Annotated in this window: 18 protein-coding genes; 9 read left to right on the top strand and 9 right to left on the bottom strand. The window is 66.4% G+C overall.

Annotated elements, in window-relative coordinates:
• The first annotated feature begins 59 nt into the window (after nucleotides 1-59).
• The 3 genes from L5G32_RS17690 (at nucleotide 60) to L5G32_RS17680 (ending at nucleotide 3,143) form a co-directional block, all read left to right on the top strand.
• Nucleotides 60-833 carry an oxygenase MpaB family protein gene (locus tag L5G32_RS17690; RefSeq protein WP_237012417.1) on the top strand — a complete coding sequence of 258 codons (774 nt, stop codon included), beginning with the start codon at nucleotides 60-62 and terminating at the stop codon, nucleotides 831-833.
• Nucleotides 830-1,609 (top strand): oxygenase MpaB family protein, encoded by a 780-nt coding sequence (locus tag L5G32_RS17685; RefSeq protein WP_237012403.1) that lies wholly within the window; start codon nucleotides 830-832, stop codon nucleotides 1,607-1,609. The genes L5G32_RS17690 and L5G32_RS17685 overlap by 4 nt, the downstream gene beginning before the upstream one ends.
• Before the next feature lie 94 nt (nucleotides 1,610-1,703).
• Entirely contained in the window at nucleotides 1,704-3,143 is a 1,440-nt protein-coding gene (locus L5G32_RS17680; protein WP_237012402.1) for a cytochrome P450, read from the top strand.
• A 109-nt stretch (nucleotides 3,144-3,252) separates the two neighbouring features.
• On the opposite strand, the gene L5G32_RS17675 is transcribed toward L5G32_RS17680, so the two are convergent.
• The 5 genes from L5G32_RS17675 to L5G32_RS17655 form a co-directional block, all read right to left on the bottom strand.
• Nucleotides 3,253-3,567 (bottom strand): DMT family transporter, encoded by a 315-nt coding sequence (locus L5G32_RS17675; RefSeq protein WP_237012401.1) that lies wholly within the window; start codon nucleotides 3,565-3,567, stop codon nucleotides 3,253-3,255.
• Entirely contained in the window at nucleotides 3,564-3,917 is a 354-nt protein-coding gene (locus L5G32_RS17670; protein WP_237012400.1) for a DMT family transporter, read from the bottom strand. The genes L5G32_RS17675 and L5G32_RS17670 overlap by 4 nt, the downstream gene beginning before the upstream one ends.
• Nucleotides 3,918-4,303: 386 nt before the next feature.
• Nucleotides 4,304-5,215: an aminoglycoside phosphotransferase family protein gene (locus L5G32_RS17665; protein WP_237012399.1), complete on the bottom strand. Its 912-nt coding sequence runs from the start codon at nucleotides 5,213-5,215 to the stop codon at nucleotides 4,304-4,306.
• Between the two features lie 49 nt (nucleotides 5,216-5,264).
• Nucleotides 5,265-5,852 carry a hypothetical protein gene (locus tag L5G32_RS17660; RefSeq protein ID WP_237012398.1) on the bottom strand — a complete coding sequence of 196 codons (588 nt, stop codon included), beginning with the start codon at nucleotides 5,850-5,852 and terminating at the stop codon, nucleotides 5,265-5,267.
• The gene (locus L5G32_RS17655; protein WP_237012397.1) at nucleotides 5,849-6,250 is read right to left on the bottom strand and encodes a hypothetical protein; all 402 of its coding nucleotides are present in this window, start codon (nucleotides 6,248-6,250) and stop codon (nucleotides 5,849-5,851) included. Before L5G32_RS17655 ends, L5G32_RS17660 begins: the two co-directional genes overlap by 4 nt.
• Nucleotides 6,251-6,457: 207 nt before the next feature.
• On the opposite strand from L5G32_RS17655, the gene L5G32_RS17650 reads away from it, so the two are divergent.
• Complete coding sequence (locus L5G32_RS17650) at nucleotides 6,458-7,645, top strand: acyl-CoA dehydrogenase family protein (RefSeq protein WP_237012396.1); 1,188 nt, start codon at nucleotides 6,458-6,460, stop codon at nucleotides 7,643-7,645.
• 69 nt (nucleotides 7,646-7,714) lie between these two features.
• On the opposite strand, the gene L5G32_RS17645 is transcribed toward L5G32_RS17650, so the two are convergent.
• The 4 genes from L5G32_RS17645 to L5G32_RS17630 are packed head-to-tail and all read right to left on the bottom strand — an operon-like array spanning nucleotide 7,715 to nucleotide 12,943.
• Nucleotides 7,715-9,409: a dipeptide ABC transporter ATP-binding protein gene (locus L5G32_RS17645; RefSeq protein WP_237012395.1), complete on the bottom strand. Its 1,695-nt coding sequence runs from the start codon at nucleotides 9,407-9,409 to the stop codon at nucleotides 7,715-7,717.
• Nucleotides 9,406-10,290 carry an ABC transporter permease gene (locus tag L5G32_RS17640; protein WP_237012394.1) on the bottom strand — a complete coding sequence of 295 codons (885 nt, stop codon included), beginning with the start codon at nucleotides 10,288-10,290 and terminating at the stop codon, nucleotides 9,406-9,408. The genes L5G32_RS17645 and L5G32_RS17640 overlap by 4 nt, the downstream gene beginning before the upstream one ends.
• Nucleotides 10,287-11,300, bottom strand: coding sequence for an ABC transporter permease (locus L5G32_RS17635; RefSeq protein ID WP_237012393.1), 1,014 nt, complete (start codon nucleotides 11,298-11,300; stop codon nucleotides 10,287-10,289). The genes L5G32_RS17640 and L5G32_RS17635 overlap by 4 nt, the downstream gene beginning before the upstream one ends.
• Entirely contained in the window at nucleotides 11,297-12,943 is a 1,647-nt protein-coding gene (locus L5G32_RS17630; protein ID WP_265739175.1) for an ABC transporter substrate-binding protein, read from the bottom strand. Before L5G32_RS17630 ends, L5G32_RS17635 begins: the two co-directional genes overlap by 4 nt.
• A gap of 200 nt (nucleotides 12,944-13,143) precedes the next feature.
• Between L5G32_RS17630 and L5G32_RS17625 the strand changes: the two genes are divergently transcribed.
• The 5 genes from L5G32_RS17625 (at nucleotide 13,144) to L5G32_RS17605 (ending at nucleotide 18,929) form a co-directional block, all read left to right on the top strand.
• Nucleotides 13,144-14,511, top strand: a complete 1,368-nt coding sequence (locus L5G32_RS17625; protein ID WP_237012391.1) for an LLM class flavin-dependent oxidoreductase — start codon at nucleotides 13,144-13,146, stop codon at nucleotides 14,509-14,511.
• A gap of 34 nt (nucleotides 14,512-14,545) precedes the next feature.
• Nucleotides 14,546-15,079: a DinB family protein gene (locus tag L5G32_RS17620; RefSeq protein ID WP_237012390.1), complete on the top strand. Its 534-nt coding sequence runs from the start codon at nucleotides 14,546-14,548 to the stop codon at nucleotides 15,077-15,079.
• A gap of 64 nt (nucleotides 15,080-15,143) precedes the next feature.
• On the top strand, nucleotides 15,144-16,277 hold the full coding sequence (locus tag L5G32_RS17615) for a MalY/PatB family protein (protein WP_237012416.1): 1,134 nt from the start codon (nucleotides 15,144-15,146) through the stop codon (nucleotides 16,275-16,277).
• A complete protein-coding gene (locus L5G32_RS17610) occupies nucleotides 16,274-17,125 on the top strand; it encodes a patatin-like phospholipase family protein (RefSeq protein WP_237012389.1) in 852 nt (283 codons plus the stop codon). The genes L5G32_RS17615 and L5G32_RS17610 overlap by 4 nt, the downstream gene beginning before the upstream one ends.
• A gap of 106 nt (nucleotides 17,126-17,231) precedes the next feature.
• Complete coding sequence (locus L5G32_RS17605) at nucleotides 17,232-18,929, top strand: fumarate hydratase (protein WP_237012388.1); 1,698 nt, start codon at nucleotides 17,232-17,234, stop codon at nucleotides 18,927-18,929.
• Nucleotides 18,930-19,024: the final 95 nt, after the last annotated feature.

Genomic DNA, 19,024 nt, shown 5'->3' with positions numbered 1-19,024 from the left:
CGACTCGCGAACAGCTCGACTCCCTCGACGCGAGCACCTTCGCCACATCGCTGCTGTCGATGGGCGCGACCATGTCGACGGCGAACGTCATCATGCAGCTGGCCAACCCCGCCGTCGGCTACGGCGTCACACGCAGCACCGTCGAGAACGGCCGCCTCGACACTCACCCGATCAAACGCGCGCGGACGACGGCGTCGTATCTGGCGGTCGCCGTGTTCGGCAACGCCGACGACCGCCGCCGCTACCGCAAGGCGGTCAACCGCCAGCACGCCCAAGTGCGCTCCACCGCCGACAGCCCGGTGCCGTACAACGCAATGCGCAGCGACCTTCAGCTGTGGGTCGCCGCGTGCCTGTACTTCGGCTGGGAGGACATCTACGAGCGAGTTCACGGCCCGCTCACCGGCGAGCTACGCGAGAGGTTCTATCAGCAGGGCATGGTGTGCGGCACCACCCTGCAGATGCCTGCCGAGATGTGGCCCGCCGACCGCGACGCCTTCGACGTCTACTGGGGCGAGCAGGTCGCGAACATCGACATCAGCGACGAGGTCCGCGACTTCGTGCTAGATATCGCGAACTTCGGGTACGCGAGCGAGTTCGTCCAACGCCGGTTCGGCCCCGTCAAGTACCGCCGCACGATCGGGTACCTGCCGCCGGAGTTCCGCGACGCGTTGCGCGTCGACTGGTCCGACGAGGACCAACGCTGGTTCGACGACTATGTCGCGAGGCAGGCCCGCAAGGAGCGCCGAAAGCCGCTGTGGCTGTCGCAGTTGTCGTTCAAGATCCTCCTGTGGGACACCCGCCGGCGGAACCGCTTCGGTCGGCCGTTGATGTGAGGGCCCCGACCACACTCGATGCGGACTCGCTGCTGTGGCGCTACCTGGGAGATCGGCGCTTCGTGATGTCGATGTGCCGAGCGGTGTCGTTGCAGATGCTGCATCCGGCGATCGCCTCAGCCACCCACGAGCTCTCCCTGGTGCGGCAGCGAGTGTTCGTGCACAAGCGACGGACGGCTCCGTGCATCATCCGCTCGGCATACGAATCGGATTTCGACGAGGTCCGATTGATCCGCTACAGCCACGACCAGTTCCGCAGCCGGACACCAGACGGCGCGAGTTACCACGCCCTGAATCCGGCGATCTTCTTCTTCGAGCACGCCACGTACGTCGACGCGCTGTTCACCTGTGTCGACGTCTTCTTCGGCGGACTCGACGCCGACGGCCGCGAGCAGCTGTATCGGGAGACCTGCGAGTGGTATCGGCGGTACGGGATCTCCGATCGTCTGATGCCTGCGACAGCGGGCGAGTTCTACGAATACTTCGACGACGCGTTGGCGACGCAGCTGAATCCGAGCCCCGGGTACGACTGGTACCGCGAGCAGTTGCTGCATCCGGACGACTGGTATTTCAAGAAGCTGCCGACGGCCGCAGTGCGCGCGATCCAGCATCCGGTGGCGTGCGCCCAGCTAGGGATCGCCCCGTCGGCGTCGGATCATCGAGCACTCGCTCGATATGCGCGGCGGCTGCGCGTCGTCGACGAGCTGATGCCCGCGCGGAACACCTTTCCCGACGCCGTCACGCAGTCCGTGCTGACGGCCCGCGGCCGGTCCTGAGTGAAGGTACGGAGTTCTCGTATTCTCTGGACACTCAGCATAACTACAGTTATGGTCCATGGAGACGGCTCGACGGACAGGCTCGGAGGCAATGATGACGGCGCCCAGTAAGACTGAATTGACCAGGACCGCGACGAAGACCGTGCAGAAGGCGCTGGCCAAAGCCGCATCCGCCTACCCCAGTCCGGCGGCCCCGCTCGCGGAGCCACCCGCCGGGTCCGGACTCAAACCGGTCATGGGCAACGGTGGCGCGCCCTTCATCGGCGCGACGTTCGACTTCCTCACTGACCCGTTGTCCAAGACGATGGACCAGTTCGAGAAGTACGGACCGGTCTCGTGGTCGCGCATGCTCAACATCGAACTGGTGACGCTCGTCGGCCCCGACGCCGTCGAAGCCGCGTGGATGAACAAGACGAAGGCCTTCTCCAGCGAACGCGGTTGGGAAGTGATGATCGGCCCGTTCTTCCACCGCGGCATCATGCTGATGGATCAGCCCGAGCACATGTATCACCGGCGCATCATGCAGCAGGCGTTCGCCAAGAACCGCCTCGTGGGTTACCTCGACCTGATGAACCCCTTCATCGAGAAGTCGGTCGCCCAGTGGCAGGTCGGTGACGACTTCCCGATGTACTCGACCACCAAGCAACTCCTGCTCGCGCTGGCCTCCGAAGTGTTTCTCGGCTCCTCCCTGTCCGCCGAGGAGAATCATGAGCTGGAGGAGGCGTTCGAGGCAGCCGTCCACGGCGGCCAGGCCATCATCCGGCAGGACGTCGCCAACTTCACGTGGGCGCGCGGGCTGCGTGGACGCGAACGCCTCCAGGAGTACTTCCGTTCTGAGATCGCGGCGCGACGTGGAAGCGACCGCGACGACCTGTTCTCCGTCCTGTGTAACAGCGAGGACGACGAGGGCAATACGTTCAGCGACGAAGACATCGTCAACCACATGATCTTCGTGATGATGGCCGCCCATGACACGACCACCATCGCGTTGTCGATGCTCACCCACTATCTGGGCCGCAACCCGGAGTGGCAGGACCGTCTGCGCGAGGAGTCGCTCGCCCTGGGCAAGCCGACCATCGGCTACGACGACCAGGACGCTCTGCCGAGCATGGACCTGGCATTCAAGGAGACGCTGCGCCTGAACGCACCGGTCGGCATGCTGTTCCGCAAGACGATCGAGGACACCGAGATCCTCGGGCACTACGTTCCGGCGGACACGCTGATCGCGATCCACCCGTGGGCGACGATGCTGCGTGAGGAGTGGTGGCCGGAGCCGACGAAGTTCGACCCGGAGCGGTTCTCGCCGGAACGCCGCGAAGACAAAGTGCACCGGTTCGCCTGGAGTCCGTTCGGCGGTGGAGCCCACAAGTGCATCGGTCTGTACTTCGGCGGGATGGAGGTGAAGGCGATCATGCACCAGCTGCTGCTCGCCTTCGAGTGGTCCGTCCCCGACGACTACCGCCTCGATCTCGAATACGGCACCGGCCCCACTCCCGCCGACGGCCTCCCCATCGACTTCCGTCGCCGCGTTTAGCTGATCGCGCGCCATTCCCGCTGGTCGAGCCCCACTTCCGCCGGTCGAGCGGAGTCGAGACCCACCCCGGTCGAGACCATTTCCGCTGGTCGAGCGGAGTCGAGACCCCCTACCCCGCCTCCACGAGCAGCACGCCGACGATGATCAGCGCCATGCCCGCGACCATGCGCGGCGTGATGCGGTCGTGCCAGATGACTCGCGCCGACAGCGCGACGAGCACGATGCCGATCGCTGTCCACAGTCCGTACGCGACGCCGACCGGCATGCCTGCCGACAGGGACATCGCGAGGAAGGTGAACGCCAGGACGTAGCCGACGACGATCGGGAGCAGCCAGAGCGGTCGTCGCAGACCGTCTGCCGCGCGCAGGCTCAGGGTGGCGACCACTTCGCTGATGATCGACGCGAGAAGCCATATCCACGTCATACGGCCACGTCCTCCGGCTTTGCAGGCTTCGAGTGACCGGTTCCGGTCTCGATGAGGACGACGCCCGCAACGATGACGCTGATCCCGACGAGTGCTGTGCCGCTGAGGCTCTCGTGGAAGACGACCATGCCGAGGAATGCGACGAGCACAGTGCCGCAGGCACCCCAGATCCCGTAGACGACGCTGATCGACATGCCGGCGCGCAGGGTCAGGCCGAGGAGAGTGAACGCCGCGATGTACCCGACGACCACGACAGCGATCCACGCGGAGTGGTCGACGCTGGCGCGGAGCGCGAGAGTGCCGACCACTTCGGCGATGATCGCGGCGACGAGGAGGAATCGGCCGTTCATTCGATCGCCTCGGCGGCGTCGACGCAGAACCGCGCGGCGGTCAGCAACGACGCCACCTCGGCAGACAGACCTTCGACGTCGTTCCACGGACTGAGGTTGCGGCGCCACTCCTGCGCCAGTCGCGGATGGTAGAGCGCATCGCGTCCGCCAGTTCACGCGCGCCGCGCAATATGCGTTCTTTGGCGTCGGCAGCCATGTCGGCACTGTACCAACCGGAAGGTAAAGATCGCTGGGCTCGCCTCGCGGCTTGTTGGGGCCTCGACTCCGCTCGACCAGCGTGTGGGCCTCGACTCCGCTCGACCAGCGGAAATGAGGCTCGACCAGCGAGAGAGGGCCTCGACTCCGCTCGACCAGCGGAAATGAAGTTCGACCTGCGGGAGAAGCCCCTACCGCTGCACAGCCTTGGCGACGCTGATGCACGTCGTGGTCCAGGTCCGGTCGGCGTCGGTGAGCGGACGCCGCATGCGTTCGGCGTCGACGACGGTCCGGTGCGCGTTGAGGACCGTGCGGACGATGACCCAGTCGCGGGCACGTTCGTCGTCGAAGCCCGCCGCCTCGACCGTGGTGTAGAAGCGTCGCTGGACCGATTCGCGCAAGTAGCCCGACATCTCCTCCCATCGGGTCCATAGGAGCGGCGCAATCTCGTAATGCGGGTCGCCAGACATCGCCTTCGGGGCGATCGCCAGCCACGGTTCGCGATCGGCGGCGAGGACGTTCCCGTAATGCAGGTCGCCGTGAATCATCACGCCGTCGGACGCCGGATCGTCGACGAACGCACGACCGCGCGCCAGCGCGTGCGCGACCAGACGCGGCGGCATCGGGACGTCTGCCGCATCGCGCTCGAGGGCGTCGAGCCACGGCCGGAGGAACCCGGTGAGCGTCCTCAGCCGCGGCGGAGCCTGCCGGTGCAGGCGTGCGTACAGGCCTGCGACGATCTCGCACGCCTGCAGATCCCACTCCTGGGTCAGGTCCTGCTCGTTGAGCCGTTCGAGCAACAGCGCCCGGCGACGGGGATCGGCTCGGAACATCGTGGCCGCCCCGTCGCCCGCCCAATGTTGAAGAGCGAGGTGCTCCTGGCTCGTCTCCGGTAAACCGTCGAACCCGATCTTGAGAACCGCTACTCCGTCGACGCCGCCGACCGGAATGACGATGGACGCACGCCCGCCCATCGGGTCGCCCGTCGGCGTCAACCTCCACTCGTCCAGGAGGTCGTCGCACAGCCGAGGAAGCCGATCGAGCCAGTCGGCCCAGTCGTCGCCGAGGCGTCGCTGCTCGTCCAACGCGGCGGGGATGTCCACGAGTCCGAGAGTACGGATTCACCGGAACGGAGAACCCAGGGCCCGAGACTCAGAGGCAGCCCTCCAACTGCGCCGCGTCCCGTGCGGGAGCACCGAGAGCGACACAGTCCATTGCGCTTCCGACGCCAACCGCGATCCAGCCTCCGCTGCGGACGAACAGGACGCCGGTCGGCTGGTGCACGCCGTCGACCGCGGTGTGCGCGACGGCGGTCGTACCCACGCAGTCGACTCGACTGAACACGATCGGTTTCACCAGTCGGTAGCCAACGCTCGACGCCGCGGCGACCGACGCAAGCGTGTCCGCCGACGCGGACGAACACACGTCGGGCTCGGCCGTCTCTTCTGCCGTCTCGTCCGTCTCGTCGGTCGTCGCCTGCGTCACGCCGGGAGTCTGCTCCGGTGCGGTGCCCGACGTCGTCTCCGGCTGCGCCGTCGCGACGGTCACTTCCGGTGAGCCCTCCTGCACCGTGCTGTCCGGCGTCGACTCCACGGTCTCTGGCGTCGAGACGTGCGACTGCGGCGTCGAACTGTTCGGCGACGCCTGGTTTGCGCCGTCGGTGGAGCATCCGGCCGCTGCCATCGCGCCTGCCGCGACGAGTGCCATCACTGCGGTGGTCGTTCTACGGTGATTCGTCATTTCTTCTCCTCTGTGGTCCCGACGCTTTTCGTGGTTGTAGGCCTGGTCGTGGGTGGCGTCGCCGGGCCGACGGTGATCGGTCGCCAACACCCGACCGAGTATTCGAATCGCGCCGCGACCTGTCCGGTGACGCCGTCGGGCATCGTGTACGCGGTCGCGGTGGTTCCGGAGCAGTCGACGCGGTCGAAGACGAACGGCTGGGCGATCTGATCGGTGACGTCACCGCCCGCCACCAGATACAGCAGAGAGTCGGCGTCGGCGAACTCGCACGGCGTCGCGACGCGGTACGACGCGTCCTGACTCGCAGCAGCGTCGGCGCCCGCCGGCGAACACCCGGCGATGACGCCGGCCCCGGCGCCGACCATTGCGATGCCGAGAACGATGGTGGTGCGCCTCATGTGGACTCCTCGGCTCTGCTGGTTCATGCCCGACAACTGGACTATCGACACCGACGCGCGAAAGGTGACCGTCCGTCGTTCAATCGGCATACGGCACAACCGGATGCGACGGTCCGGTTTAAGTCAGCCCGCACCAATGCCTTCTCCCGAGACCCGTCGGATCGTATGTTCGGGCCGAGAACGTATTCGATCCGATAGGAGAATTCCGTGACCACCGTCGCCCCTGCCCCACCCGCCTTCGACGGACTGCTCGCCGACATCGCAGAAGGGGCCGTTGAACGCGAACTAGGCGACGTCAACCCCTTCCATCAAGTTCGCTCCGTCGCCGACGCAGGCTACGGTCGCCTGCGTCTCCCGGTCGAACGAGGTGGCGCCGGCGCCAGCCTGCGAGCGCTGTTCGCCTCGATCATCGATCTCGCCGAGGCCGATCCGACTGTCGCTCACATCTACCGGACGCACTTCTGGCTCACCGAGGACTTCCTGGCGGCGCGCACCCCGACGACCGACAGGTTCCTCGAGCAGGTCGCCGACGGCAAAGTGTTCGGCAATGCCACCAGCGAACGAGGCACTCGTCCCGCCGGCAGCCAAGACTTCTCGACGACTCTCGCCCGCACAGGCGACGGCTATCGTCTCAACGGCGAGAAGTTCTACACCACGGGCACTCTGTTCTCCGACTTCGTCAGCGTGTGGGCGGTCGACGACGATGGGACACCGACCACAGTCGTCATCCCCACCAGCCGTGGGGGCGTCGAGATCCTCGACGACTGGGACGGCTTCGGACAACGCCGGACAGGCTCGGGCACGACACGATTCACCGACGTCGTCGTCCATCCGGACGAAGTCGTCCGACGCGTCGACCGGGACGACCGGCTGCCCTCTACGCAGGGCGCATTCGTCCAGCTCTATCTGCACGCCGTGGTCGCAGGCGTCATGCGCAGCGTCGTGTCTGACGCGCGGGACCTCGTCGTGGCGCGTAGCCGAAACTTCTCGCACGCGAACTCCCCGACTCCGGTGGACGATCCGTCAGTGCAGCAAGTGATCGGTGAGCTCGCGTCGCTGGCGTTCGTTGCCGAAGCCACCGTGCTGGCCGCGGCCGAGACCCTCGACGCGGCAGCCGATTCGGCCGACGACGGGATTCCCGACGCGAGACTCGCCAACGACGCAGCGTTGGCAGCGTCGAAGACCAAGGTGATCCTCGACGACCTCGGGACTCGCGCCGCGACGGTGTTGTTCGAGGCGGGCGGCGCGTCGGCGTCAAGTCGCAATAAGGATCTCGACCGTCATTGGCGCAACATCCGAACGATCACTCTGCACAACCCCAGGCGCCTCAAAGCGCAAGCGGTCGGCGCTGACCTCCTGACCGGCCAGCCATTGCCTGCCAACGGCTACTTCTGACCCTACGAACTGCGCAGACCGGCCGGGAAGTCCCCACAGAGACTTCCCGGCCGGTGTCTGCCGTAGGCGTCAGTCGTGCTCCACGTCGATCCGGGGCACGGCGGCCAGCAACTCTCTCGTGTACTGGTGTCGCGGCCGCTCGAAGACGTCGTCGGCCTCCCCGTACTCGACGACCTCGCCGCCGCGCATGACGAGGATGTCATCGCTCATGTGGTGGATCACGCCGAGGTCGTGGGAGATGAAGAGCAATGCGACTCCGCTCTCAGCTTGGAGCGTCGCCAACAGATCCAGGATGCGCGCCTGGATGGAGACGTCGAGCGCCGACACCGGTTCGTCGCACACGATCACCGAAGGATTCGGTGCCAGTGCGCGCGCGATCGCGACCCGTTGCCGCTGTCCTCCGGACAGCTTCAGCGGATGTCGGGTCCGGAAGCCATCTGACAGCCCGACGTGGTCGAGTAGTTCCCCGACCCGCTCGTCGAGGACCGAGCCTCGCGCACCGGTGCCACGCAGTGCGTCCGCGATGACATGTTCGACGGTCCACCTCGGATCGAACGAGCTCAGTGGATCCTGGTAGATGACCGAGATGCCGTTCCGCCGCGATCGACGTTCGGAATCGGTCAGTGCACTCCACGCTCGCCCGTCGAGTTCCACCGTCCCCGAATCGGGTGCAGTCAATCCGAGCACCATGCGTGCAGTCGTCGTCTTGCCCGATCCCGATTCTCCGACGATGCCCAGAGTCCGCCCCGCCTGAAGGTCGAAGCTCACCCCCTGAACCGCAGCCTTGCTCGTGGAGTTCTTCCCGGCGAACGCTTTCTGAACGTCACGTACGCGAACTGCAGGCGGAGCGTCGCCGGCGGGGTGCGGGGCACCGAGGCGGGCGCCGTTCGTCAACAGCGTCCCCTTGGACGCGCGCGACGGGACTGCTGCGAGCAGACCTCTCGTGTACTCGTGGGTGGGCGCAGTGAGAATCTGCTTCGCATCGCCGTATTCGACGATCTCGCCCGCACGCATCACAGCTACGGTGTCGGCGAGTCGGCCGACGACTGCGAGATCGTGCGAGATGAGAATCAGCCCGTTCCCTCGCTGCTTCGCTTCGTTCAGTACGTCGAGGATCTGGGCTTGAACGGTCGCGTCGAGCGCGGTCGTCGGTTCGTCGGCGATCAGGAGCCTCGGGTCGTTCGCGAGTCCCGACGCGATCAGCGCGCGCTGGCGGAGCCCGCCGGACAACTCGTGCGGCCGCTGGCGCGCCCGGACATACGGTTCGGGCACGCCGACCAACTCCAGCAGTTCCACGACCTCGTCGGCGCGTTCATGTCGCACGGCCCGACCGGAGGGTCCTCGCTGATGCGTGGACAAGGACTCACTGATCTCTCGGCCCACCTGTCGCAGCGGGTCGAGAGAGACCAGTGCGTCCTGTAGGACGAAACCGATATCGCGCCCTCGGATCGACCGCCACTCCCGATCGCGCAGGCCGAGAAGCGATCGGCCGTCGAATTCCAGTGTGCGTGCCGTGATCTGGGCACCGTCCCCGGTCAATCCGACCAGCGTCCGCGCGGTCACGGATTTGCCTGAGCCTGACTCTCCGACGATCGCAAGGCATTGCCCCGCATCGACTCCGAACGAGACGCCCTTGACTACCTCGGTGCCGTTGAACCACACGTGGAGGTCATCGACTTCCGCGAGACGGCGTCTGCCCCGCACCGGGATGACCTCGCCGTAGTGGCCCACCTCGGCGACACTGGTCGCTTCGTCGATGCTCATGAGCGGTCTCCTTCCAGTCGGGCGCCGAGATGGCGACCCACAGTGGTGAAAGCGAGGGCCACGATCACGATGACCAGGCCGGGGAGGATCTCCAGCCACCACGCGGCGGTGATGTAGGTTCGGCCGGAGTCCAGGAGCGCGCCCCATTCCGCGGCGGGCGGTGGAACGCCGAGGCCCAGATACGCGAGGCCCGACGCCCAGATGATCGCCTGCCCGACTCCGAGCGTCACGGTCACGATCATCGGCCGCAAAGAGTTGGGTGCGATGTGCTGAAGCAGAATCCGAGTTGGCGAGTGCCCGAGCGCGGTCGCCGCTTCGATGTACGGTGCGTTGCGGACTGCGAGGACTTGGCCGCGCACGATGCGCGCGTAGCCGGGCGCGATTCCGATGCCGACCGCCACGATCAAAGTGAGTGGACCGGGACCGAACACCGACACCAGAAGCAGCCCGAGCAAGATGGTCGGGAATGCGAACAGAATCTCGATCCCTCGGTTGGCGAGTATCTGCGCGACACGACCAGACAGACCCGCGACGACGCCGAGCACCACCGCGATCACCGTCGCCACACCGACCACCCCGAAGCCGATTCCAAGTGACTGGCGGGTCCCGGCGATGACCCGGCTGAAGAGGTCCCGGCCATTCAGATCGGTCCCGAACGGGTGGGCCAGGCTCGGCGGAGCCAACACATCATCCAGGTCGATTGCGAGCGGATCGTATGGTGCGAGCACGGTCGGTGCGACGACAGCGACCCGCAGGACGACGAGAACGGCAAGGGCTGCCGCGAGCCCCGGCGACACCCGTAACCTCCGACGTCGCGGCTCGGGGATCGGATTCCTCGTCCGAAGCGATCCCAGCAGCGTGGAGGGGTCAGTGGTGGTCATGGGACCTCGATTCGAGGGTCGATGAGCGTGTACAGGGCGTCCACCGCGAGATTGGCGATCGTGTAGACGACGGCGACGAAGATGACGATGCCGCTGACCAGCGGGATGTCCCGAGACGACGCGGCCGCCACGAGTGTCTGTCCGATACCGGCACGCGCGAACACCGTCTCGGCGATCACCGCGCCGGACAATAAGGCGCCCATTGCCCAACCGGACACGGTGACGGCGGGCAGAACTGAGTGTCGCAGGACGTGCCGGGCCCGTACCGCGATGTCGCTGAGTCCACGGCTTCGGGCAGTGAGCACGAACGGCTCGTCGAGCGCCCGCGCGAACTCGTCACGGGTGGTCTGCCCGAGGAAGCCCGCGAGCGGGATCGCCAACGTCAGCACCGGCAGGATGAGTCCGTGCACGCCGGTACCGCTCTCGACGGGGAACCAGCCGAGACCGATCGCGAAGACGACCATCAGGATCGAGCCGACCCAGTACTGGGGCAGTCCGGCGCTGATCGTCTCGATCAATGACCCGAGGGCGCCCCACGGGCCGCGACGCCCTGCCGTGAGTGTCGTCAGGAACAACACGAGCAGCCAGGCGACGATGAGCGACGAGAAGGTGAGGACCAGCGTGGGCGTCACCTGTTCGGCGATGACTTCGGTGACCGGTTGTTGCAGTTGATACGACGTGCCGAGATCGCCCCGGAGCAGACCACCGATGTAGTGCAGGTACTGCTGCCACACGGAGTCACCGAACCCGTACGCGGCGTTCACCGGTGCGAGTTCGTCGGCGGTCCGCTCCTTAGCTGTCCCCTCAGCGAGATTGAGGAGAAGAGTGGCGCGGTCGCCCGGCGCGAATGTCTGTAGAAGGAAGGTGATCGACGCGGCGACGAACAGAACCACCAGCGCCGCGACCAGCTTGGCGAGCCACCGCAGGAGACTGCGGCGAGGACTCGGAGCCGATCGTCGTATCGCGTCGGCCACGCGACGGTGTCCGAGGGGTGCGTCGGTAACGGTCATCGAACAAACCTCGCGTCCGCGAACACCGGTTCGCCTTGGGATTTCTCGATCCACGCGTCGTGGAGCTTCGGGGACGCGGCGATCGAGGTGGTCTGCGTGTAGAGGCCGATGGAGAGCGCCTCGTCGCCGATGATTCGCTGTGCTTCGCCGTACAGGGCAGCTCGCCGGGTCGGATCAGCCGACCCGTTGGCTGCCTCGATGATCCGTTGCAGGTCGGCGTTGTTGTAGAACGCGGTGTTGTTCGGATTCGGACTGTCCGGAAGCCGTTGCCGCCAGTTGACGTGGAGCAGACCGGGCGTGGGGCTGGTCCAGTAGCCCGCGTACGCCTCATAGGTCTCGGCTGCGCTGTACTGGCCGCCGAAGTACGCGCTCTGAGTGGCCGGGTCGAGCACGAGATCGAATCCGACTTCTCTGGCTTGGGCGACCACGGTCTGCAAGACCGCTGCGCCTTCGGCCCCGATGATCGAGCCGGCCGGATACACGACACGAGCGGTCAGCCTGCGACCGTCCTTGGTACGGATCCCGTCGGAGTCGCGGCCCGTCCACCCGGCCTCGTCCAGGAGTTGCCCGGCCCGCGCCGGGTCGTACGGGTAGTCGCCCGCCTCGGCGTCGTAGTCGGGGGTGCTCTGGCTCAGGGCACCGTTGGCGTTGTACGGCACCACTCCTAGATATGCGGTCTCGACCGCCTTACGCCGGTCGGCGGCCGAAGCCAGCGCACGACGCACCCGCACATCGTCGAACGGCGCATGAGAGACGTTGAGCGTCAATGCGTTCGGCCGTCCCGCGGTCACGTACTGAGAGGTCTGGAACTTCGTAGTCGCGTCGGCCCAGTTGATCGCGGGAACGTTGTAGATCACGTCAGACGATCCGCTCGTGAGCGAGCCGTACCGCAGTACCGGATCTTTGAGGAACTTCCAGATCACCTTGTCGACGTACGCGGGGCCTTGATGCCTGGCATTCGCGGGAGCCGAATTGTAATGCGGGTTCCGCACGAATGTGATGCTCCGGTTTCGGTCCCATCGCTCGATGATGAACGGGCCCGATCCGACCGGCTGCGCGCAGTTGACTGCGGTTCCACGATCGAGTGCAGTGGGCGACTGGATACCGAAGTAACCCTGTGTGAGGACTGTCAGCAGAGGTTCGTACGGCGATTTCAGATGCATCCGGTACGTGTGATCGTCGACCACCTCGCCGGAGTCGAAGTACTCGCCGAGATAGGCGACCACGGTGCCGTTCGGCTCGCCGGGATCCAGGTAGCGGTCGAAGTTCTCCTTGACTGCGGCCGCGTCCAACTGCGTCCCGTCGGTGAACTCGACGCCGCGCTTGAGATGGAATGTGTACGAGAGCCGATCCGGCGAGACGTCCCAACGCGTCGCCAACCACGGGACCACCTGGCCGTCGTCCGCGAGTGATACGAGGTTGTCCAGGTACTGGCGCGCCAAGTACGCATTCTGCACCCAACCACCGTGAATGCACGGCGGCTCCTGCTCGTGCCCGTACTCGATGACACCGCCGGACACGTACTCACCGCTCGCCGGCGCAACTCCGGTCGACCGGCCGTCACCCGGCTCAGGGCCGCTGCACGCGGCGAACAACAGGCACACGGCGAGACCGAGCGCGACCGTTACTGCGATGCGCGGCAACGGTCTATGGACATGACCAGACACAGATTCACTCCTCGGGAGGCTGGGGATCGGCCAACCGTAGAGACCGGACCGACGGCGAGTCACTGGTTGTCGTCGGCCTGGGCGCAAATGCCGCATTTGAACCCGAAAGTACGTGGTTGGCGTCATCGTGACCGGAAGCAGTGGCATGTGACGTCGTCAGCCGTAACGTCGCCGACATGCCTCAGCCACTTCGCTTCTCCGCCTTCGTGATGAACACGACCTCGCACATCCTCCACGGAGCATGGCGCGACCCCTCCGCACAGCAGACCGACTTCAACTCGCTCGAGCACTGGGTCGACCTGGCGAAACGCTTGGAAGAGGCGCGTTTCGACTTCATCTTCTTCGCCGACGTCGTCGGGCTCTACGACGACTATCAAGGCGACTGGCGAAAGTTCGTCGACACCGGTCTGCAGATTCCGAGCAACGATCCGCTGGTCATCGCATCAGCGCTGGCGTCGCACACGAACGATCTCGGGATCGCGATCACCAGCGCGATCCTTCAGGAACACCCATTCGACTTCGCCCGCAAGATCTCGACTCTCGACCCTGCGTCGAAGGGCCGGATCGCATGGAACATCGTGACGAGCCTGTCGTCGAACGCCTGGCGCAACTTCGGCTACGACGGCATCACAGCTCACGACGACCGCTACGCGTGGGCAGACGAGTACATCGACGTCGTCTACAAACTGTGGGAGGGGTCGTGGGACGAGGATGCGCTGGTGCAGGACCGGAAGTCGGGGATTCACGCCGACTTCGACAAGGTCCACAAGATCCATCACGACGGCCAGCGCTATCGCGTCGAAGGCCCGCATCTGGTGGCGCCGTCACCGCAACGCACACCGGTTCTGTTCCAAGCCGGCTCCTCGCCGACTGGACGTCGATTCGCCGCACGCAACGCCGAAGCGCAGTTCATTCAGTCTCCGACGCCCGACGCGGCACGCACCTTCATCGACGACACACGCCGACTCACCGCCGAGACCGGCCGGGATCGTGACGCCATCACGTTCTTCCAGGGCTTGTCGTTCGTCATAGGCGACACCGAAGCCGAGGCCTCCCGTAAAGCGCGGGAACTCGACGAGATCGTCGACCCGAGCACCATCATCGCCCACTCAGCGGGCGGACTCGGCACCGATCTCGGTTTCTACGATCTGGACACTCCGATCGGTGACATCGCGACCGAGGGCACGCAGAGCACCCTGCTGTGGTTGCGTGAGGCTGTCCCCGGCCGGGAGCCGACAGTCCGCGACCTGGCCGAACTACGCAGCCGGAGCGGACGTATCGTCGGCACACCCGAACAGATCGCGGATCGGCTCGCCGAGTGGCAAGAAGCCGGGGTAGGCGGAATCAACGTCATCAACGCGACCATTCCCGGTTCCTACATCGAGTTCATCGAACACGTGTTGCCGGTGCTTCGTGAGCGTGGCCTCGCCCAGTCGGAGTACGCGCCGGGTACGACGCGACGAAAGCTCACCGGTAGTGACCGTCTGCCCGCCACCCACCCGGCGGCCCGATACCGCGGCGCGTTCTCGGAAGTCGCGGTCTGACATCTGGCTCCGCTCCCCGACTACGCTAGTGACCATGGGGATCACACCGGACACCAAGGACTGGACCTGGGTCACCACCCGTCGCTGCGAGTTCTGCGGATTCGATCCGGCGGCCGTCGAGCGGTCGGAGGTCGCCGACCGCATCGCCGCGTCGACGAGCAGTTGGCGCGACGTGTTGGCGCGGAGCGACGTCGCGACTCGACCGAACGATCACACGTGGTCGGCCCTGGAGTACGCCTGCCACGTGCGCGACGTGCACACCGTGATGCGCGAGCGTCTCGAGTTGATGCTCGCCGTGCAGCCCGCGGAGTTCGCGAACTGGGACCAGGACGAGGCCGCCGTCGACGAGCGGTACGGCGACCAGGATCCGGGCGTCGTCGCCGACCAGATCGACGCGAACGCCGCTGCCTTCGCCGCCGCGTACCGGGCGGTCCCCGACGGTCAGTGGACGCGGGAAGGTCTCCGCGGCAACGGCGCCGCGTTCACCGTCGACACGCTCGCGGCCTACGCCGTGCACGACCTCGAGCACCACCGGGTGGACGTCGGCCTCCCCGCACGATCGGAGTGACGCGGTGGCCGTCGCGAATCCGCTCGAACAGCTGACCGTCGAACAACTGCGGCACCGCACCAGCATGAAGTGGCGGGCCTACCCGTCGGACGTCCTGCCGCTGTGGGTGGCCGAGATGGACGTGATGCCGGCCGAACCCGTCACCGCCGCATTGCGGAGTGCGCTCGACCTCGGCGACATCGGATACCCGTCCGGGGCACGCGAATACGCCGAGGCCCTCGCCGGGTTCGCGCGACGCCGATGGGGCTGGGACGGGGTGGACGTCGACACCGCGCAGGTCGTGCCCGATGTGATGCTCGGGATCGTCGAAGTACTCAAGCTCGTGACCAGTCCCGGCGACACCGTCGTCGTCAACACCCCGGTGTACCCGCCGTTCTTCGCGTTCACCGAGCACGCCGACCGCCGCGTGGCTGGCGCCCGTCTGCGTCCGGACGGGCGCATCGACATCGAAGCGTTGGCGTCGGCGTTCGCAGATGCCCGAGCAGCGAGCACGACACCAGCCTTCCTCCTGGCCAACCCGCACAATCCGACGGGCGTCGTCCACACAGTGGACGAGTTGACGGCCGTCGCGTCCGTGGCCCGCGAGTACGGGGTGCGGGTGATCGCCGACGAGATCCACGCACCACTCGTCCTACCGGGCGCCACGTTCACTCCATATCTGTCGGTCGACGGCGCGCAGGATGCGTTCGTCGTCACTTCGGCGTCCAAGGCGTGGAATCTTCCGGGCGTCAAGGCGGCGCTCGCGCTGGCCGGTCCATCCGCCGTCGACGATCTGCGTCGCATCCCCGAGGAAGTCAGTCACGGACCGAGCCACTTCGGCGTACTCGCGCACACGGTGGCCTACACCGACGGCGAGCCGTGGCTCGACGCGCTCCTCGGCGGGTTGACGGCCAACCGCGAACTCGTCGAACGGCTGGTAGCCGAACATCTGCCGACCGCGGGATTCACCCCGCCGGACGGTACCTACCTGGCGTGGTTGGACTGCCGCCCGCTCGGGTTCGACGACCGCGACGCGACGCCGGGCGCGGTCGCCGACCTCGCCGGACCCGCCAAGGCGTTCCTCGACCAGACCCGGGTGGCCCTCAGCTCCGGACACGCCTTCGGACCGGGCGGCGGCGGGCACGTGCGCGTCAACTTCGCGACGTCGCAGGCGATCCTCACCGAGGCGTTCACTCGGATGAGCGGGGTGCGGCCATGACGACCGCGTTCGTCCTGTCCGGTGGAGCGAACCTCGGCGCGTTCCAGGTCGGCATGCTGCGCGCACTCGTCGAACGCGGCGTGACCCCCGACCTGCTGATCGGCGCATCCGTCGGCGCATTCAACGCGGGGTTCCTCGCCGGGCGCGGAGTCGACGCGAGCACCGTCGAAGAACTCGCCGACGTCTGGCGTCCGCTGTCGGTCTGGAAACTGTTCCCGCCGAACCCATTCCGCATCATCGGCGCGTTGACCGGCCACCAGCCCGCCCTCGTCGGCGATCACGGCCTGCGTTCCCTGCTGGACCGTCATCTGAGGTTCACCGACATCGCCGACTCCCGCATTCCGCTCCGTGTGGTCGCCACCGACCTGCTCAGCGGCAACGAGGTCGGCATCAGTGCGGGGCCCGCGACCGAAGCGATCCTGGCCAGCGCGGCGATCCCCGGCCTGCTGCCGCCCGTCGACTGGAACGGTCGCAAACTCGTCGACGGCGGAATCGCCGACAACACCCCGATCTCCGATGCGATCGACGCCGACGTCGACCGCATCTACGTTCTGCCGTGCGGTTACCAGTGCGGCGACGTCGAGCCGCCGTCGACCGTCGCCGCGACGCTGCTGCACACGATGACCCTGCTGATCCACAAGAGACTCATTCGAGACGTCCGCGAGTACGACGCTGCGGCCGAACTCGTCGTCCTCCCGCCGCCGTGCCCGGTCACGGTCGGCGCCTTGGACTTCGGGCAGGCCGACCTGTTGATGACCCAGGCGTACGACGCGGCGTCGATGTTCCTCGACACCGACGGCGGCCTACGCACCCATCCGGCCGATCACATCGAGATGTCCGCGGGCTAGTTGCCTCGCCTCGTCGCTGACTCGACATACGCACCGGCCGTACAGTCACCCACGGAAGGGCATCCTTACCTGCGATCGTCGATCCGAACGAACTAACATACGGGCTGTGAGTGAGTCTGCAGCCCCCGAATTCCTCTACTCCGATCTCCTCCCGGCAGACCAGGACGACACCCCGTATCGCCTGGTCACCACCGAGGGAGTCTCGACGTTCGAAGCCGACGGCCAGAAGTTCCTGAAGGTCGATCCGGAGGCGATCTCGAAGCTTACGTCTGAGGCGATGCACGACATCAGCCACTACCTGCGGCCTGCGCACCTGCAGCAGCTCCGCAAGATCATCGACGACCCGGAGGCGTCCGGCAACGACCGTTTCGTCGCCTTGGACCTTCTCAAGAACGTGAACATCTCGGCCGGCGGCGTGCTCCCGATGTGCCAGGACACTGGCACCGCGATCGTGATGGGCAAGAAGAGCGAAGGCGTCCTGACCGGGACGGACGACGGCGAGTGGGTGTCCCGCGGCGTGTACGACGCGTACACCAAGCTCAATCTGCGGTACTCGCAGAACGCGCCGATCACCGTCTACGAGGAGCGCAACACCGGAACCAACCTGCCCGCACAGGTCGAGATCTACGCGACCGAGCAGGGGCCGAAGGGTCCGGAGTACAAGTTCCTGTTCATGGCGAAGGGCGGCGGTAGCGCCAACAAGTCGTTCCTGTTCCAGGAGACCAAGGCGATCTTGAACCCGAAGCGTCTGCTGGAATACCTCGACGAGAAGATCCGGTCGCTCGGCACCGCGGCCTGCCCGCCGTACCACCTCGCCGTCGTCATCGGCGGCACGTCGGCCGAGTTCGCGCTGAAGACCGCGAAGCTGGCGTCGGCCCACTACCTCGACAACCTGCCCACCGAGGGCGACATGTCGGGCCACGGCTTCCGCGACCCGGAACTCGAAGAAGAGATCTTCAAGCTGACCCAGTCGTTCGGCATCGGCGCACAGTTCGGCGGTAAGTATTTCTGCCACGACGTCCGGGCCGTCCGCCTGCCGCGACACGGCGCATCCCTGCCGGTCGCGATCGCCGTCTCCTGTTCGGCCGACCGTCAGGCACTCGGCAAGATCACCGCCGACGGCGTGTTCCTCGAGCAGCTCGAGACCGATCCCGCGCAGTACATGCCCGACGCTGGAGTCGCCGAAGACATCGAGGGCGGCGAGGTCGTCGAGATCGACCTGAACCGGCCAATGCCGGAGATCCTCGAAGAGCTCTCGAAGCATCCAGTCAAGACGCGCCTGTCGTTGACGGGTCCGCTGGTGGTGGCCCGCGACATCGCGCACGCCAAGATCCAGGAGCGTCTCGACGCAGGCGAGCCGATGCCCGAGTACCTGAAGAACCACCCCGTCTACTACGCGGGTCCCGCGAAGACCCCGGAGGGCATGGCGTCCGGTTCGTTCGGTCCGACCACGGCCGGCCGCATGGACAGCTACGTGGAGCAGTTCCAGGCCGCGGGCGGATCGATGGTGATGCTCGCCAAGGGCAACCGCTCCAAGCAGGTCACCAAGGCGTGCGACGCCCACGGCGGCTTCTACCTCGGATCGATCGGCGGCCCGGCTGCTCGTCTCGCGCTGGACTGCATCAAGAGCCAGGAAGTCATCGAGTACCCGGAGCTCGGCATGGAAGCCGTGTGGAAGATCGAGGTCGAGGACTTCCCCGCCTTCATCGTCGTCGACGACAAGGGCAACGACTTCTTCACCGATCCGTCCGGCACCGTGAACGTGCCGATCAGCGGCATCCGGGTGCGATCCAAGGAGAAGTAGGCACTTCGCTCACGTCAACGGCGTGGGGGGCCCCCCCCCCGGGGGCGCGCCCCCGGGGTGGGGGGGGGGGGGGGGGGGGGCGCGCCCCCCCCCCA

Origin of the sequence: Gordonia zhenghanii, assembly GCF_021738965.1 — a bacterium.
GTDB classification, from domain to species: domain Bacteria; phylum Actinomycetota; class Actinomycetes; order Mycobacteriales; family Mycobacteriaceae; genus Gordonia; species Gordonia zhenghanii.
This window is presented reverse-complemented; position numbering and strand designations above follow the sequence as displayed.

Excerpts from the sequence above, each read along its gene's own strand:
- L5G32_RS17670 (WP_237012400.1), bottom strand. The coding sequence starts at position 3,917 with ATGAACGGCCGATTCCTCCTCGTCGCCGCGATCATCGCCGAAGTGGTC.
- L5G32_RS17610 (WP_237012389.1), top strand. The coding sequence starts at position 16,274 with ATGACGACCGCGTTCGTCCTGTCCGGTGGAGCGAACCTCGGCGCGTTC.
- L5G32_RS17680 (WP_237012402.1), top strand. The coding sequence starts at position 1,704 with ATGACGGCGCCCAGTAAGACTGAATTGACCAGGACCGCGACGAAGACC.
- L5G32_RS17655 (WP_237012397.1), bottom strand. The coding sequence starts at position 6,250 with ATGAGGCGCACCACCATCGTTCTCGGCATCGCAATGGTCGGCGCCGGG.
- L5G32_RS17635 (WP_237012393.1), bottom strand. The coding sequence starts at position 11,300 with ATGACCGTTACCGACGCACCCCTCGGACACCGTCGCGTGGCCGACGCG.
- L5G32_RS17690 (WP_237012417.1), top strand. The coding sequence starts at position 60 with ATGGGCGCGACCATGTCGACGGCGAACGTCATCATGCAGCTGGCCAAC.
- L5G32_RS17675 (WP_237012401.1), bottom strand. The coding sequence starts at position 3,567 with ATGACGTGGATATGGCTTCTCGCGTCGATCATCAGCGAAGTGGTCGCC.
- L5G32_RS17640 (WP_237012394.1), bottom strand. The coding sequence starts at position 10,290 with ATGACCACCACTGACCCCTCCACGCTGCTGGGATCGCTTCGGACGAGG.
- L5G32_RS17645 (WP_237012395.1), bottom strand. The coding sequence starts at position 9,409 with ATGAGCATCGACGAAGCGACCAGTGTCGCCGAGGTGGGCCACTACGGC.
- L5G32_RS17615 (WP_237012416.1), top strand. The coding sequence starts at position 15,144 with ATGAAGTGGCGGGCCTACCCGTCGGACGTCCTGCCGCTGTGGGTGGCC.
- L5G32_RS17625 (WP_237012391.1), top strand. The coding sequence starts at position 13,144 with ATGCCTCAGCCACTTCGCTTCTCCGCCTTCGTGATGAACACGACCTCG.
- L5G32_RS17620 (WP_237012390.1), top strand. The coding sequence starts at position 14,546 with ATGGGGATCACACCGGACACCAAGGACTGGACCTGGGTCACCACCCGT.
- L5G32_RS17660 (WP_237012398.1), bottom strand. The coding sequence starts at position 5,852 with ATGACGAATCACCGTAGAACGACCACCGCAGTGATGGCACTCGTCGCG.